This window comes from Embleya sp. NPDC059237, assembly GCF_042754105.1.
GTDB lineage: Bacteria > Actinomycetota > Actinomycetes > Streptomycetales > Streptomycetaceae > Embleya.
Map to the genome: position 1 here is coordinate 407,382 of NZ_JBHZAE010000007.1, position 15,988 is coordinate 423,369.

A 15,988-nucleotide genomic window follows, 5' to 3' on the forward strand; every position below is an offset into this window, starting at 1 on the left:
CGTACGGTAGCGCCGCAGGTCGCGCGGTGAGGGCCGGCCATCGCGTCGACCGGGGCCTCACCCCTCGGGCGGCGCCGTCACGAAGTCGATGAGTTCCTCGACCCGCCCGAGCAGGGCCGGTTCCAGGTCGCGGTACGAGTCGACCGCCGCGAGGATGCGGCGCCAGGCCGCGGGCGGGTTCACCGGCCAGCCGAGGGCCGCGCAGACGCCCTCCTTCCACGGGACACCGCGCGGGACGTCCGGCCAGGCCGCGATGCCGACGGAGGCGGGGCGTACCGCCTGCCAGACGTCGATATAGGGGTGTCCCACCACCAGCACGTGGTCGCCGCTCACCCGGCCCGCGATCCGGCTCTCCTTGGAACCCGGCACCAGGTGGTCGACCAGCACGCCCAGGCGGCGACCCGGGCCCGGCGCGAACTCGCGGACCACATCCGGGAGATCGTCGACGCCCTCCAGATACTCCACGACCACGCCCTCGATCCGCAGGTCGTCGCCCCACACCCGCTCGACCAACTCGGCGTCGTGGCGGCCCTCGACGTAGATCCGCCCGGCGCGGGCGACCCGGGCCCGGGTGCCCGGTACCGCGATCGAGCCCGACGCGGTGCGCCCCGGGGCACGGGCCGGACCGGGGGCGGCCGGTCGGACCAGGGTGACCACCTCGCCGTCGATCAGGAACCCGCGCGGATCCATCGGGAACACCCGCAGCCGCCCGTGCCGATCCTCCAGCGTGACGGTGTAGCCCTCGGGGGTCTTCTCCACCCGGACCACCGCGCCGCAGAAGCCGGTGGATGCCTCCTCCACCACCAGGTCGCGGTCGGCCGCGACCTCCGGGACGGGCTTGTCCTTCTTCCATCCCGGGATCAGCGACTCGGGTCCATAACTGCGCATGACCACGACGCTAGCCGGGTGACGGTACGTCAGTCCGGTACGACGCGCCCGGCGGCCACCTCGGCCAGCCAACGGTTTTGCCGGATCACGAACTCCTCGTCGACCACCGCGCCGTGTCCGGGCAGCCAGACACTGGCGTCCAACGCCCGCACCCGGGCCAGCGAATCACTCCACTCGGCGGCGAACGCGTCCGAGCCGAAGACCGGCGGCCCGCTCTCCTCCACCATGTCCCCGGCGATCAGCACGCCGCAGTCCGGTACGTGGACGACCACATCGTGGTCGGTGTGTCCACGACCGGGCGCGAACAGCACCACCTCGCGCCCGCCCAGATCCACCGTCACCGGCGTGCCCGTGGACACCGGTCGGGTCGGCGGCACGATCCGCGCCGCGCGCATCAGCTCCGGGTCGAACCCGTGCGCGACGCCGCTCGCCCGACCGGCCTCGGCCCACCGCTCCAGATACCGCGGCAGGTCCGCGTGTCCCCAGATCTCCGCGTCGGGGAAGGCGCGCAGCACCTCGTCGTTGCCGTAGCAGTGGTCGAAGTGACCGTGGGTGTTCACCACCGCGACCACCCGGTCGGGCAATCCGTGCCCAGGCAGTTCGCGGGCCAGCGAGGCCAGGATGTCGGCGGCCTCGTGGTCGTGCGAACCGGTGTCCACGAGCAGGATCCCCTCCCGCCCCGTGACGACCGCCACATTCAGTTCGAGGCCGGGCAACCGACGACGCAGTACGCCCGGCCCGATCGGCTCCCATGTGGCGTGTTTCGGCTGTTCGGCGCGTAGCATGCGTCAACCTTGGCACGGACTCAGGGGTACGGTCCGGATCGGGTGACCCGTACACTGGCACTCGGCGGGACGGAGTGCCAACCAGTGGGACGAACCACCGCCTACGCGACACGGCAACGGGTGGAAGAACGGGTCAGGGAGGTGCGCACCATGCTCGACGATCGGAAACAGGACGTGTTGCGTGCCATCGTGCAGGACTACGTGGCGACCCAGGAGCCGGTCGGCTCCAAGGCGCTCGCGGACCGACACAACCTCGGGGTCTCCCCGGCCACCATTCGCAACGACATGGCCGCGCTGGAGGAGGAGGGCTACATCACGCAGCCCCACACCAGCGCCGGCCGGGTGCCCACCGACAAGGGCTACCGGTTGTTCGTCGACCGCCTCGCGGGCGTCAAGCCGCTGTCCGGCGCCGAGCGCCGGGCGATCCAGACCTTCCTGGCCGGCGCGGTCGACCTGGACGACGTGGTGGGCCGTACGGTCCGGCTGCTCGCGCAGCTGACCCATCAGGTCGCCGTCGTGCAATACCCCTCGCTGACCCGCTCGACGATCCGGCACGTCGAGCTGCTCACCCTCGCGCCCACCCGGGTCATGTTGGTGCTGATCACCAGCACGGGCCGGGTCGAGCAGCGGGTGATGGACACGCCGGGCCCGGTCGGCGAAAACCTGCTCGCCGACGTCCGGGCGCGGCTGAACAGCCGCATCACCGGCAAGCGGTTCGCCGATGTGCCGTTGCTGGTCCAGGATCTCGCCGAGCCGTTCACCGCCGAGGAACGGCCGATCGTGGCGGGCATCCTGGCCACCCTGCTCGACACCCTGGTCGAGCACAAGGAAGAGAAGGTCGTCCTGGCCGGGACGGCCAACCTGACCCGTTTCGGCATGGACTTCCCGAACACGATCCGCCCGGTCCTGGAAGCGCTCGAGGAACACGTCGTATTGCTGCGGCTGTTGGGCGAGGCGACCGACCCGGGCATGGTCGTGCGGATCGGACACGAGAACATGCACGAAGGACTGGCCGCGACCTCGGTGGTCGCCGTCGGATACGGCAGTGGGCAGGAAACACTGGCGAAGCTCGGGGTACTCGGGCCGACCCGGATGGACTACCCCGGAACGATGGGAGCGGTGCGCGCCGTGGCACGGTACGTCGGACAGATCCTCGCGGAGTCGTAGAGTTGGCTACCGATTACTACGAGGTCCTCGGGGTACGGCGCGACGCCACCCCGGAGGAAATCAAGAAGGCCTTCCGCCGGCTCGCTCGGGAGCTGCACCCGGACGTCAATCCGGACCCGAAGACGCAGGACCGGTTCAAGGAGATCAACAACGCCTACGAGGTCCTTTCGGACCCGCAGAAGCGTCAGATGTACGACCTCGGCGGCGACCCGCTGTCCTCCGGGGGCGGCGGGGGCGGTGGTGGCTTCGGCCAGGCCGGCTTCGGGTTCAGCGACATCATGGACGCGTTCTTCGGCCAGGCCAGCCAGCGCGGACCGCGCTCGCGCACGCGCCGCGGCCAGGACGCGATGATCCGGATCGAGATCACCCTCGAAGAGGCCGCTTTCGGCACCACCCGGGAGATCCAGGTGGACACCGCCGTCACGTGCAACACGTGCAACGGCGAGGGCGCGGCCCCGGGCACCACGGCGCAGACCTGCGACATGTGCCGCGGGCGGGGCGAGGTCAGCCAGGTCACCAAGTCGTTCCTGGGCCAGGTCATGACGTCGCGGCCGTGTCCGCAGTGTCAGGGCTTCGGCACCGTGGTCCCGCACCCGTGCCCCGAGTGCGCGGGCGACGGCCGCATCCGCGCGCGGCGCACGCTCACCGTCAAGATCCCGGCGGGCGTGGACAGCGGTACGCGGATCCAGCTCGCGGGCGAGGGCGAGGTCGGCCCCGGCGGCGGCCCGGCGGGCGATCTCTACGTGGAGATCGTCGAGGTCGCGCACGCCACCTTCCAGCGGCGCGGCGACGACCTGCACTGCACGGTCACCATCCCGATGACGGCGGCGTCGCTCGGTACGAAGGTGCCGCTGCAGACGCTGGACGGCACGGAGGAGATCGACATCCGCCCGGGCACCCAGTCGGGCCAGTCGATCCCGCTGCACGGGCGGGGCATCACCCACCTGCGCGGCGGCGGCCGAGGCGACCTGGTCGTGCACGTCGAGGTGCAAACGCCGAACAAGCTCGACCCCGAGCAGGAGGAACTGCTCCGCCGCCTGGCCAAGCTGCGCGGCGAGGAACGCCCGTCGGGACAATTCACGCCGGGCCAACAGGGCCTGTTCTCGCGCCTGAAGGACGCCTTCAACGGCCGGTAGCGGGCGGCGGCGCGTCGTGACGTCGTCCTCAGGCGCCGGACGGGCTGCGATTCGGCCGCGTCCGGCGCCCGATCGCGCCCTCGGGCCGCCTGCGGCGAGCGCCCTCGAACGCCGGACGGGCTGCACCCGACCGCGCCCGACAACGCGAAGCGGTCACGGCATGCCTTGACCGAGTGACGCCGAGGCCGCCCCGAGCCGTGGGCTGAGCCGCCGCCGGCCGGCGTGCGGGGCTCGGGTACTGCGGGGCGTCGGCGGGGCGGGTGCGCTGCTCGGCGAAAACCGGCCGGCAGCGGGGGAGTGGGAGGGCGGTTGGGATGGGTCCTCTGGGGGCCCTTCCGAGTGGGTTGAGCAGGGCATTTCGCGGTGTGGTGAGCGTGTGTGGGAGCGAGAGGCACGAAACCGGACGGCGTTGGGTGCCGTGGCCTCGGGGTGGGAGAAAACCGCAGGTCAGCGCGGAGGGGAGAGCGTTTGAGGTGTCTCGGGATCCGGTTTCGGCTACCGCTGGGCACTTTCGGTCTTCTTGACCGCCTCTGTGGGGCCGCAGTGCTCGAAGCCAACTCCGAGTGAGCGGTTTTGGTCTCCGCTCCGGTGCTGAGGGGGTCGGAGCGCACGAAACCGGCACTCGTCGCCCGACTTCCCGCCTCGATCTCGCAAAACCGCAGGTCACCGAAGCTCGAAGCCCACAACCACCCACCGCGATCCGGTTTCGAACCCCAACACCCGTCCAAAAACCCTGAAACACCCCGGCTCACTCGTAAGGCCCTCCGGAGGACTCGACCCGACCGCCCTCCTGCTCCTCGCTGCCGGCCGGTTCCCGCCGAGCAACACGCGCGTCTCGCCGGGAAACCCAGGTTCCGGAGCCCCGCACGCCGGCGGCGGCCCACCACCGACTCGGACCAGCCCCGCACCAGCTACCCGCAACCACAAGCGCAACCCCCGCCGGGGAACACCCGACCCACTCAAAAACGCACGCCCGGCGAACCCAACCCGAGCACCCACCCCGCCCGCCGCTGCCGGCCGCTTTTCCCCCAACCAACACGCTCGTCTCGTCAGGACCTCGAAGTCTCGGAGCCCCGCACGCCGGCGGCGGCCCACCACCGACTCGGACCGGTCGCACCGGCCATCCGCAACCAAAGGTGTGACGTGACCGCTCCCGGTCCCCGCGTCCCCGCGTTCGTTTATCGGCCGCGATCGAGCCGCCCGGCGGCGTGTTGGTGGGTCCGTGGGTGGGACTCGATTCGGGGGGCTCCGGGGGCGCCTAGGCTTGGGTGGGTTGCGGGTGTGCCGTCGATCGAGGGAACGGGGAGCATGATGGCGACGAACGTCGATCCGACCCGGCTGACCGAACTGCCGATCGTGCAGGCGCCGATGGCCGGAGCGAGTGGGCCCGCGTTGGCGGCGGCGGTCACCCGTGTCGGGGGGCTCGGGTTTTTGGCGGCCGGGTATCGGTCGGCCGCGGCCTTGGGTGCCGAGATCGAGGAGTTGCGTTCGCTGGTCGGTGACGTGCCGTTCGGGGTCAACGCGTTCATGCCGCAGCCGCCGCCCACCCGCGCCGAGGACGAGCTCACCGCGCGCTACGCCCGCTCGCTGGCCCGGGCCGCCGCGCGCTACGGCGGCAGCGTCGGTACCCCCGCGCCGGGCGTCGAGCGCGACGACTGGGACGCCAAGCTCGACCTCCTCCTGGCCCGCCCCGTCCCCGTGGTGAGCTTCACCTTCGGCCTGCCCGACATCGAGGCGGTGGCCGCACTCCGGGCGGCCGGGACGCTCACCGTCGCCACCGTCACCACCCCCGAGGAGGCCCGGCTCGCCGTCGCGCACGGCGTCGACGCGCTGTGTGTCCAGGGCGGCGAGGCCGGCGGCCACCAGGGCAGCTTCGACAACCCCGACGCCCCCGCCCCGTACGGCCTGCTCACGCTGCTCACCCTGATCGCCGCCGAGACCGACCTCCCGCTGATCGCCGCCGGCGGCCTGATGACCGGCCGACAGGTCGAGGCGGTCCGGCTCGCCGGGGCGAGCGCCGCCCAACTGGGCACCGCCTTCCTGCGCTGCCCGGAAAGCGTCGCCTCGACCGCGCACAAGGCCGCGCTCGGCGACCCCGCCTTCGAGCGCAGCGTGCTCACTCGCGCCTTCTCCGGCCGCTGGGCGCGGGGGCTGCACAACGGCTTCGTCGCCCGGCACGAGGCCGAGGCCCCCGGGGTCTACCCGTACGTCCACCACCTGGTCGCGCCGATCCGCAAGGCCGCCGCCGCGCGCGGCGAGGCCGACGGTCTGGCCCTGTGGGCCGGTCAGGGCCGGCGCCTCGCCCGCGAGGAGCCGGCCGCCGAGGTGATCCACCGGCTCGTCGACGAGATGGCCGCAGCCCGAAAGGCATCCGCTTGAGCGCCCCCGTCTTCCTCGCCCCCGGCGACACGATCCGGCACGGCCGGCAGGTGGTCCTGGACGGCGCCGAGGGCCGACACGCCGTCACGGTGCGCCGGCTCGCGGCCGGTGAGCCGATCGTCCTCGCCGACGGCGCCGGACTGGCCGTGTACGGCACGGTCAACCGCACCGAGGGCAAGGACACGCTTTACATCGACGTCGACTCGCGCACCGAGGAACCCGCCCCCGCGCCCCGGATCGTGGTGGTACAGGCGCTGCCCAAGGGCGATCGCGGCGAACTCGCGGTGGAGACGACCACCGAGGTCGGCGTCGACGTGATCGTGCCCTGGACCGCCGCCCGCTGCATCACCCAGTGGAAGGGCGAGCGCGGGGCCAAGGCGCTGGCCAAGTGGCGCGCCACCGCGCGCGAGGCGGGCAAGCAGGCCCGTCGGCTGCACCTGCCCGAGGTCACCGAGCCGATGAGCACCCGGCAGGTGACCGCGCTCCTCGAGGCCGCCTCGTTCGCGGGCGTCCTGCACGAGGCGGCCACCGAGCCGATCGCGACCGCCGCCGTCCCGAGCGAGGGCGACCTGGTCCTGGTGGTCGGCCCCGAGGGCGGGATCACCCCGGACGAACTGGCCGCGTTCACCGCCGTCGGCGCGACCGCCTACCGACTCGGCCCGACCGTACTGCGCACCTCCACGGCAGGCGTCTCGGCCGCCTCGGTCCTGCTGGCCCGCTCCGGCCGCTGGAGCTGAGCCGCCCCGCCGACGAGCGCGAGCGAGGGGTTCGGCCCACTACGATCGACGGCGACCGCTCGTGATCGACCCGGACCCGATGGAGGCACCCATGGCTGCGGGGGAACCCCAGGCCGACTGCCTGTTCTGCAAGATCCTCGCCGGCGACGTCCCGGCCACGATCGTCCACGAGACCAAGGACGTGGTGGCCTTCCGCGACATCAACCCGCAGGCGCCCACGCACATCCTCGTCATCCCGCGCGCGCACTACGCCAACGCCGGCGAACTGGGCGCCGAGGCCCCCGAGCTGGCCGGCGCGCTGCTGGCCGAGGCCGCGGTGATCGCGGCCGCCGAGGACATCACCGACTCGGGCTACCGGATCGTCTTCAACACCGGCGCCGGCGCCGGCCAGACCGTCTTCCACGTACACGCGCACCTCCTCGGCGGTCGCGGGCTGAGCTGGCCTCCCGGTTAGGCGTACGTGAGCACCAGGGAGTTCGTCGTCCTCGGCACCGCGAGCCAGGCCCCGACGCGGCAGCGCAACCACAATGGCTACCTGCTGCGCTGGGACGGCGAGGGGCTGCTGTTCGACCCGGGCGAGGGCACCCAACGCCAGATGTTGCACGCCGGCGTGGCCGCGCACGACATCACCCGGATCTGCGTCACGCACTTCCACGGTGACCACTGCCTCGGCCTGCCCGGCGTGCTCCAGCGACTCTCGCTCGACCGGGTCCCGCACCCGGTGACCGCCCACTTCCCGGCGAGCGGGCAACACTGGTTCGACCGACTGCACCACGCCACCGCGTTCCACGAGGCCGCCGTGCTGGTCGAGCACCCGCTCGCGGGCGAGCACGTACACACCCCCGCCGGGCCCTTCACGCTGGAGGCCCGCCGCCTGTCCCACCCGATCGAGTCCTACGGCTACCGCGTCGTCGAGCCGGACGGCCGCCGGATACTGCCCGAGCGACTCGCCGCACACGGCGTGACCGGTCCCGACGTGGGCCGGCTCCAGCGTGAGGGCCGGATCGGCGCGGTGACCCTGGAGCAGGTGAGCGTGCCCCGACCCGGGCAGAAGTTCGCCTTCGTGATGGACACCCGGCGCTGCGCGGCCGCGGTCGAGCTGGCCCGCGACGTCGACCTGCTCGTGTGCGAGTCCACCTTCGCCGACGCCGACGCCGACCTCGCGCACGAGGTCGGCCACCTCACCGCCCGCGAGGCGGCGACCATCGCGGCCGAGGCGGGCGCGCGGCGACTGGTGCTCACCCACTTCTCGCAGCGCTACCCCGACGTGGGCCCGCTCCTGGACCAGGCCCGCGAGGTGTTCCCGGACACCGTCGCCGCCCACGACCTGGACCGGATCACGATCCCGCGCCGCCGGCCGGCGCCGGAATAATCCCGAAGTTCGCGGGGGCCGGAGAGTTACCATTGAGCAGCATCGAACCGCTTCCCGAGCACGGAAATGAGGCGTGATCAGGCCGCCAAGGCCGCCCATGGCTCCCACGACGAACGCGCGAGGCGCGAGCTCCGAGAACACCCCGCGGGCCGACTCCCGGGCAACTCCGACCGCGCAGGCCCAGGCGAAGATCACGATCCCCGCCAAGCATCCGATGGTGGCGCTCCTCGGTTCCGGCGACTCGTTCCTGCGAGTGGTCGAGCAGGGCTTCCCCGAGGTCGACATCCACGTCCGCGGCAACGAGGTCACCGTCTCCGGCAACGAGGCCGAGGTCGCCCTCGTCCGCCGGCTCTTCGACGAACTCCTGGTCATCGTCCGCACCGGTCAGCCGCTCAACGAGGAGGCCGTGGAGCGCTCGGTGGCGATGGTCCGCTCGAACGACGGACACGGTCCCGCCGAGGTGATGACCCTCAACATCCTGTCCAACCGCGGCCGCACGATCCGTCCCAAGACGCTCAACCAAAAGAGCTACGTGGACGCGATCGACGAGCACACCATCGTGTTCGGGCTCGGCCCGGCGGGCACCGGCAAGACCTACCTCGCGATGGCGAAGGCCGTCCAGGCCCTGCAGTCCAAGCAGGTCACCCGGATCATCCTGACCCGGCCCGCGGTCGAGGCGGGCGAACGCCTCGGCTTCCTGCCCGGCACCCTCTACGAGAAGATCGACCCGTATCTGCGCCCGCTCTACGACGCGCTGCACGACATGATCGACCCCGACTCCATCCCGCGCCTGATGGCCGCGGGCACCATCGAGGTCGCTCCGCTCGCATATATGCGCGGCCGCACACTCAATGACGCGTTCATCATTCTCGACGAGGCGCAGAACACCTCGGCCGAGCAGATGAAGATGTTCCTGACCCGCCTCGGGTTCGGTTCGCGCATGGTGGTCACCGGGGACACCACCCAGGTCGACCTGCCCGGCGGCACCCAGTCGGGGCTGCGCGTGGTGCAGGAGATCCTGCGCGGCGTGGACGATATCGCGTTCTGCACGCTCACCAGCGATGATGTGGTCCGACACAAGCTCGTCGGCCGGATCGTGGACGCGTACGCGCGCTACGACATCCAAGTCGAGGCGGACGCGCGGCCGAACGGCAACGGCTCCGGAAACGGTGACGTGCCCAGGTCGCGCGGCCGGCGGCCGATCGACAAGAACGGCCGCGGCAAGCACACAGTGAACATGCAGACAGTGGAACGGGAAGTGAACTGAGGGCCATGTCCATCGACATCGCCAACGAGTCCGGCACGGGGGTGGACGAACACGCGATCGTGGACGTCGCCCGATGGACCCTGGACCGTATGCGCATCCATCCACTGGCGGAACTGTCCGTGGTCATCGTGGACGAACCCGCGATGGAGCAACTGCACATCCAATGGATGGACCTGCCCGGTCCGACCGACGTGATGTCCTTCCCGATGGACGAACTGCGTCCGGGCAAAGCCGACGAGGATCCCCCGCAGGGGCTGCTCGGCGATGTCGTGCTGTGCCCGACCGTCGCCGAGCGCCAGGGTGCGGCGGCCGGCCACACCATGGACGACGAGCTGCATCTGCTCACCGTGCACGGCGTGCTGCACCTGCTCGGCTACGACCACGCGGAGCCCGACGAGGAGCGCGAGATGTTCGCGCTGCAGAAGGAACTGCTCGAATCCTGGCGGGAGGCCCGCCGCGCCGCGGACGACCGCGGATGAGCCGGCCACGGGATATCCCCGCCCCCGGCCGAGCGCGCGTCGGGGGCGGCAGTGCCCGCTGACAGCGTGGTGCGCCTCGTGGTGGGCGCGATCGTCCTGGTCGTGGTGGCCGGTCTCTTCGCGTGCCTGGAGGCGGCCCTCTCGCGCATCTCGCGCGTCCGCGCCGAGGAACTGGTCCGCGCCGAACGCCGGGGCGCCAAGCGACTGCTGGCGGTGGTTCAGGACCCCGCCCGATATCTCAACCTGGCCCTGCTCGTGCGGGTCGCGTGCGAGTTGTCGGCGGCCGTACTGGTCACCGTGGTGTGCGTGGACGACTTCGACGAGACCTGGCAGGCCGTACTGGTCACCATCGGCATCATGGTCGTGGTGTCCTACGTCGCCGTCGGGGTCTCCCCGCGCACCGTCGGTCGGCAACACCCCGTCATGGTGGCCACGATCGGCGCGCCCGTGCTGTTCGGGCTCGCGCGTGTGCTCGGGCCGCTGCCGAAGCTGCTGATCCTGCTCGGCAACGCGCTCACCCCCGGAAAGGGTTTCCGCGAGGGGCCGTTCGCCTCCGAGGCGGAGCTGCGCGCGTTCGTGGACCTCGCCGAGAAGGACTCGCTGATCGAGGACGACGAGCGCGAGATGTTGCACTCGGTGCTGCAACTGGGCGACACGATCGTGCGCGAGGTGATGGTGCCGCGCCCGGACATGGTCTTCATCGAGCGGCACAAGACGCTGCGGCAGGCGATGTCGCTGGCGCTGCGCAGCGGCTACTCGCGGATCCCGGTGATCGGCGAGAACGAGGACGACGTGGTCGGCATCGTCTTCCTCAAGGACCTGGCCCGGCGCAGCACGATGGGCGATCCGGGCTGGGCCAAGGAGAGCGTCGACTCGATCATGCGCTCCGCGACCTTCGTGCCGGACAGCAAGCCGGCCGACGACCTGCTGCGCGAGATGCAGTTCGAGCGCACGCACATGGTCGTGGTGGTCGACGAGTACGGCGGCACCGCCGGCCTGGTCACCATCGAGGACATCCTGGAGGAGATCGTCGGCGAGATCACCGACGAGTACGACACCGAGACCGCGCCGGTCGAGCCGCTGCCCGACGGCGCGTTCCGGGTCACCGCCCGGCTGCCCGTGGACGAGTTGGGCGAGCTGTTCGGGCTCGAACTCGACGACGAGGACGTGGAGACCGTGGGCGGCCTGCTGGCCAAGGCGCTGGGCCGGGTGCCGATCCCGGGCGCGACGGCGGTGGTCGAAGGGCTGCGGCTGGTCGCGGAGAGCCCGTCGGGGCGGCGCAACCGGGTCGGCACGATCGTGGTGCGCCGGACCGAGCGGGGCGAGGAGCGCCCGGCGGCGCCCGCCGAGGGGGGTTCCGCGGCCGAGCGGAACCGGTGACGCCGGGCCCGGCGGGGGCGGTGATGTCGACCCGGTCGGCCTCCTGGGCCGGTTCGGACCGGTACATCGCGCGTCGGCGGCGGCAAGTTACTGTGTCGGCATTCGTACCGCGCCGAACAGGAGAGCCCCCGTGAGCGCCGAGACGCCCGAGTTCGTCGTCGACCCCGAGGACGCCAAGATCGTCACGCTGGCCCGGGCCACCCGGGCGCGCAACGGGGCGAGCGAGGGGGCCGCGGTACGGGACGAGACCGGGCGCACCTACACCGCGTCCACGGTCGCGCTGCCCTCGCTGGAGTTGTCCGCGCTGCGCACGGCGGTCGCGATGGCCGTCGCAGGCGGCGCGCGCGGCCTGGAGGCGGCGGCGATCGTCGGGGCCGACGACACCGTGACCGAGGCCGATCGGGACGCGGTGCGCGACCTCGGCGGCGCCGGCACGCCGATCCTGTCCGCCGGTCCGGACGCGGTCGTACGCACCATCGTGACGGTCTGAGGCCGCCCCCGGGCCCGCCTCCCCAGGCCGGCGCGACCACGACCGACCCGCGCGGCGAGGAACGCTCGCGGCTTGAGCGACAATGTCACCCATGAGTGATCGCCCCAACCCCTCCGCACCCGTCCACCGCTCGGGCTTCGCGTGCTTCGTGGGCCGCCCCAACGCCGGCAAGTCCACCCTGACGAACGCGCTGGTGGGCACGAAGGTGGCGATCACGTCGGGCCGCCCCCAGACCACCCGGCACACGGTGCGCGGCATCGTGCACCGCCCCGACGGCCAGCTCGTCCTGGTCGACACCCCCGGCCTGCACAAGCCGCGCACCCTGCTGGGACAGCGGCTCAACGACCTGGTCCGGGCCACCTGGGCGGAGGTCGACGTGATCGGCTTCTGCATCCCGGCCGACCAGAAGGTCGGTCCCGGCGACCGGTTCATCGCGGCCGAGCTGGCCGAGGCCAAGCGCACGCCCAAGGTCGCGATCGTCACCAAGACCGACCTCGTGGACCCGCAGACGCTGGTCCAGCAGTTGCTCGCGGTGCAGAAGATGGGCGAGGACGTCGGCATCGAATGGGCCGAGATCATCCCGGTCTCCGCGGTCGGCGACAGCCAGGTGACCCTGGTCGCCGACCTGCTGATGCCGCTGCTTCCGGCCGGCCCGCCGCTGTACCCGGACGGCGAGCTGACCGACGAGCCCGAGATGGTGATGGCCGCGGAGCTGATCCGCGAGGCCGCGCTCGAAGGTGTGCGCGACGAGCTGCCGCACTCGCTCGCGGTGGTCATCGAGGAGATGATCCCGCGCGAGGACCGCCCCGCCGACAAGCCGCTGCTCGACGTGCACGCGAACCTCTACGTCGAGCGCCCCAGCCAGAAGGCGATCGTCATCGGGCACAAGGGCGGGCGGCTCAAGGACGTGGGCACGCGTGCCCGCAAGCAGATCGAGGCGCTGCTTGGGACGCCCGTCTACCTGGACCTTCACGTGAAGGTGGCCAAGGACTGGCAGCGCGACCCCAAGCAGCTCCGCAAGCTCGGCTTCTGACCCCGAGCCCACCCCCGAGACCCGACCCGAAGGGGCGGGTCAGCGGCCGTAGGGGCCGGACTGGTTCCGCTTCGAGGTGATCAGGACGAAGGCGGCGGCGGCGATCGCGATCACCGCACCGGCGAGCGCCATCCACAGGCCCGCCTCGACCTTGAGGGTGATGCCCGAGTGTTCGAGCAACTGCTTGTAGCGGTCCTTCTTGTCGCTCGGGACGTCGTCCTTCTGCATGGGTAGCCGGTACTTGTCCGCGACGTTCCAGACGGCGAAGCCGAGGGCGACCAGGGCCGGGATACCGGCTCCGGCCGCGGCCACGGCCTTACGCGTGGCGATGCCGGCGACGAACAGCAGTACGGCCACGATCCCGGCGGCCAGCGTCCACTTGCCGTCACCGTCCAGGCCCTTGATCGCGTCGCTCTTGCCGTCGGCGCCGATCCAGGCCAGGCACGAGCCGATCACCACGATCACCGCGCCGATCGCCCCCGCGATCGCACCCGGCCCGAACGACGGAAGTCCGCCGCCCATGCCGCCTCCGCCCGGCGCGGGCGGCGGGTATCCACCGGGCTGCTGACCGTACGGGGTCGGCGGTTGGCCGTATGCGGGCGGCTGCTGGCCGTACTGCGGGGGCTGCTGTCCGTACTGCGGCGGAGGCGGCTGCTGTCCGTACCCACCCTGCTGGGGTTGCTGTCCGTAGCCCGGACCGCCCTGCTGGGGGTATCCGCCGGGGCCGCCCTGGCCCGGCTGCGGTCCGTAGGGACCCTGGTTGTAATCGCTCATGGGGAGTGAGCGTAGGAGCATCGCGCCCGTCGGGGGGAGGGGGCCGGCCGAAAAGATCACATGTGTTCGTATGACGGACGCCGTCTCGACCTATTCGACCCGTCGGGTATGGTTGCCGACATCATGCGTCAGTGGCTGCTTCTCCTTAGCCGCCGCGCCGGGGGCTCATCCCTCTGACAGAGGTCAGACCGGCTCCCCCGTCGCGGGGATAGAGGCATGTCCGCACGTCGGAGCCTCCGGGATGTCGTTCCTCCCGTCGCCGGCCCATCTGCTCTCGCCGCAGTCCTTCCTCGCGTTCAGGAGACCCGCCCGCATGCCTTCCGTGAATCGCTCCACCCCGATCACCGCCGCGTCCGTGACCCAGCAGCCGTCCGGGATGCCGATCCACAAGTACCAGCCGTTCCGGGGCGTCGACCTGCCGGACCGCACCTGGCCGTCGAAGACGATCACCGTCGCCCCGCGCTGGCTGTCCACCGACCTGCGCGACGGCAACCAGGCGCTGATCGACCCGATGAGCCCGGCGCGCAAGCGCACCATGTTCGACCTGCTGGTGCGGATGGGCTACAAGGAGATCGAGGTCGGCTTCCCGGCCGCCTCGCAGACCGACTTCGACTTCATCCGCTCGATCATCGAGGAGGGCGCGGTACCGGACGACGTCACCATCTCGGTACTGACCCAGGCCCGTGAGGAACTGATCGAGCGCACCGTGGAGTCGCTGGTCGGCGCGCCCAAGGCCACGGTCCACCTCTACAACGCGACCGCGCCGACCTTCCGCCGGGTGGTCTTCAACGTCGACCGCGACCAGTGCAAGGCGATCGCGGTGACCGGCACCGAGCACGTGATGCGCTACGCCGAGAAGCACCTGGGCGAGGAGACCGCGTTCGGCTACGAGTACTCGCCCGAGATCTTCATCGACACCGAGCTGGACTTCGCGCTGGAGGTCTGCGAGTCGGTGATGGATGTATGGCAGCCGGAGACCGGTCGCGAGATCACGCTGAACCTGCCCGCGACGATCGAGCGTTCGACGCCGAACGTGTACGCGGACCAGATCGAGTGGATGAGCCGCAACCTGACCCGCCGCGAGTTCATCGCCCTGTCGGTGCACCCGCACAACGACCGCGGCGCCGCGGTGGCCGCGACCGAGCTGGCCGTGATGGCCGGCGCCGACCGGGTCGAGGGCTGCCTGTTCGGGCACGGCGAGCGCACCGGCAACGTGGACCTGGTCACGCTGGGGATGAACCTGTTCAGCCAGGGCGTGGACCCGATGATCGACTTCTCCGAGATCGACGAGATCCGGCGCACGGTCGAATACTGCACGCAGCTGCCGGTGCACCCGCGCCACCCGTACGCCGGTGACCTGGTCTACACCGCGTTCTCCGGCTCGCACCAGGACGCGATCAAGAAGGGCCTGGAGATCCTGGAGCGGGACGCGGCCGCGGCGGGCAGGTCGGTCGAGGAGATCGAGTGGGCGGTGCCGTACCTGCCCATCGACCCCAAGGACGTCGGCCGCACCTATGAGGCCGTGATCCGGGTGAACAGCCAGTCCGGCAAGGGCGGCGTCGCGTATGTGCTCAAGGCCGACCACCGGATGGACCTGCCGCGGCGCGCGCAGATCGAGTTCTCCCGGATCATCCAGACCAAGACCGATGCCGAGGGCGGCGAGGTGACGCCGGCTCAGATCTGGGCGGTGTTCCAGGACGAGTACCTGCCCACCCCCGACGCCCCGTGGGGTCGGCTGGCGCTGCTCGGCCACCGGACGGTTTCCGGCGCGGACGGCAAGGACGTGCTGACCGTCGAGCTGAGCGTGGACGGCGAGGTACAGACGCTGGAGGCGATCGGCAACGGTCCGATCGACGCCTTCGTCCGGGCCCTGGGCGGACTGGGCTTCGACACCCGGGTGCTGGACTACAGCGAGCACGCGATGAGCGGCGGCGAGGACGCGCGGGCCGCGGCCTACGTCGAGTGCGCGGTCGACGGCCGGGTGCTGTGGGGCATCGGCGTCAACGAGAACATCGTGCGCGCGTCGCTGGAGGCAGTGGTGAGCGCGGTGAACCGGGCCGCCCGCGGGTGACCTCGACGCGGTGAGGCGAGACGACGGCGG

Annotated in this window: 15 protein-coding genes; 12 read left to right on the plus strand and 3 right to left on the minus strand. The window is 71.5% G+C overall.

The genetic code is table 11. The features are described 5' to 3' along the window. Nucleotides 1-57 precede the first annotated feature (57 nt). Nucleotides 58-888, minus strand: coding sequence for a DUF3097 domain-containing protein (locus ACFXKZ_RS24055; protein ID WP_380003015.1), 831 nt, complete (start codon nucleotides 886-888; stop codon nucleotides 58-60). Between the two features lie 29 nt (nucleotides 889-917). Continuing rightward, nucleotides 918-1,673 (minus strand): MBL fold metallo-hydrolase, encoded by a 756-nt coding sequence (locus ACFXKZ_RS24060; protein WP_380003016.1) that lies wholly within the window; start codon nucleotides 1,671-1,673, stop codon nucleotides 918-920. Between the two features lie 150 nt (nucleotides 1,674-1,823). Between ACFXKZ_RS24060 and hrcA the strand changes: the two genes are divergently transcribed. The 11 genes from hrcA to era all read left to right on the plus strand — a co-directional run bounded on the left by hrcA (nucleotide 1,824) and on the right by era (nucleotide 13,113). After that, nucleotides 1,824-2,840: a heat-inducible transcriptional repressor HrcA gene (hrcA, locus tag ACFXKZ_RS24065; protein ID WP_026218791.1), complete on the plus strand. Its 1,017-nt coding sequence runs from the start codon at nucleotides 1,824-1,826 to the stop codon at nucleotides 2,838-2,840. Between the two features lie 2 nt (nucleotides 2,841-2,842). Further along, nucleotides 2,843-3,976 (plus strand): molecular chaperone DnaJ, encoded by a 1,134-nt coding sequence (dnaJ, locus tag ACFXKZ_RS24070; protein WP_078977376.1) that lies wholly within the window; start codon nucleotides 2,843-2,845, stop codon nucleotides 3,974-3,976. Between the two features lie 1,308 nt (nucleotides 3,977-5,284). After that, nucleotides 5,285-6,355 (plus strand): NAD(P)H-dependent flavin oxidoreductase, encoded by a 1,071-nt coding sequence (locus ACFXKZ_RS24075; protein WP_380003017.1) that lies wholly within the window; start codon nucleotides 5,285-5,287, stop codon nucleotides 6,353-6,355. After that, nucleotides 6,352-7,092 carry a 16S rRNA (uracil(1498)-N(3))-methyltransferase gene (locus ACFXKZ_RS24080; protein WP_380003019.1) on the plus strand — a complete coding sequence of 247 codons (741 nt, stop codon included), beginning with the start codon at nucleotides 6,352-6,354 and terminating at the stop codon, nucleotides 7,090-7,092. The genes ACFXKZ_RS24075 and ACFXKZ_RS24080 overlap by 4 nt, the downstream gene beginning before the upstream one ends. A gap of 91 nt (nucleotides 7,093-7,183) precedes the next feature. Next, the gene (locus ACFXKZ_RS24085; protein WP_380003020.1) at nucleotides 7,184-7,546 is read left to right on the plus strand and encodes a histidine triad nucleotide-binding protein; all 363 of its coding nucleotides are present in this window, start codon (nucleotides 7,184-7,186) and stop codon (nucleotides 7,544-7,546) included. 6 nt (nucleotides 7,547-7,552) lie between these two features. Then, nucleotides 7,553-8,464, plus strand: coding sequence for a ribonuclease Z (locus ACFXKZ_RS24090; RefSeq protein ID WP_380003021.1), 912 nt, complete (start codon nucleotides 7,553-7,555; stop codon nucleotides 8,462-8,464). A 214-nt stretch (nucleotides 8,465-8,678) separates the two neighbouring features. Continuing rightward, nucleotides 8,679-9,731 (plus strand): PhoH family protein, encoded by a 1,053-nt coding sequence (locus ACFXKZ_RS24095; protein WP_380003159.1) that lies wholly within the window; start codon nucleotides 8,679-8,681, stop codon nucleotides 9,729-9,731. A 5-nt stretch (nucleotides 9,732-9,736) separates the two neighbouring features. Further along, nucleotides 9,737-10,210: an rRNA maturation RNase YbeY gene (gene ybeY / locus ACFXKZ_RS24100; protein WP_078977380.1), complete on the plus strand. Its 474-nt coding sequence runs from the start codon at nucleotides 9,737-9,739 to the stop codon at nucleotides 10,208-10,210. 51 nt (nucleotides 10,211-10,261) lie between these two features. Continuing rightward, the gene (locus ACFXKZ_RS24105) at nucleotides 10,262-11,590 is read left to right on the plus strand and encodes a hemolysin family protein (RefSeq protein ID WP_380003022.1); all 1,329 of its coding nucleotides are present in this window, start codon (nucleotides 10,262-10,264) and stop codon (nucleotides 11,588-11,590) included. A gap of 130 nt (nucleotides 11,591-11,720) precedes the next feature. After that, nucleotides 11,721-12,080 (plus strand): cytidine deaminase, encoded by a 360-nt coding sequence (locus tag ACFXKZ_RS24110; RefSeq protein WP_078977382.1) that lies wholly within the window; start codon nucleotides 11,721-11,723, stop codon nucleotides 12,078-12,080. Between the two features lie 82 nt (nucleotides 12,081-12,162). Next, complete coding sequence (gene era, locus ACFXKZ_RS24115; RefSeq protein WP_126638490.1) at nucleotides 12,163-13,113, plus strand: GTPase Era; 951 nt, start codon at nucleotides 12,163-12,165, stop codon at nucleotides 13,111-13,113. A gap of 39 nt (nucleotides 13,114-13,152) precedes the next feature. On the opposite strand, the gene ACFXKZ_RS24120 is transcribed toward era, so the two are convergent. Continuing rightward, on the minus strand, nucleotides 13,153-13,887 hold the full coding sequence (locus ACFXKZ_RS24120; protein WP_380003023.1) for a hypothetical protein: 735 nt from the start codon (nucleotides 13,885-13,887) through the stop codon (nucleotides 13,153-13,155). 313 nt (nucleotides 13,888-14,200) lie between these two features. Here ACFXKZ_RS24120 and leuA point away from each other — a divergent pair, with 313 nt between their 5' ends. After that, nucleotides 14,201-15,958, plus strand: coding sequence for a 2-isopropylmalate synthase (leuA, locus tag ACFXKZ_RS24125; RefSeq protein WP_380003024.1), 1,758 nt, complete (start codon nucleotides 14,201-14,203; stop codon nucleotides 15,956-15,958). The last annotated feature ends 30 nt before the right edge of the window (nucleotides 15,959-15,988 follow it).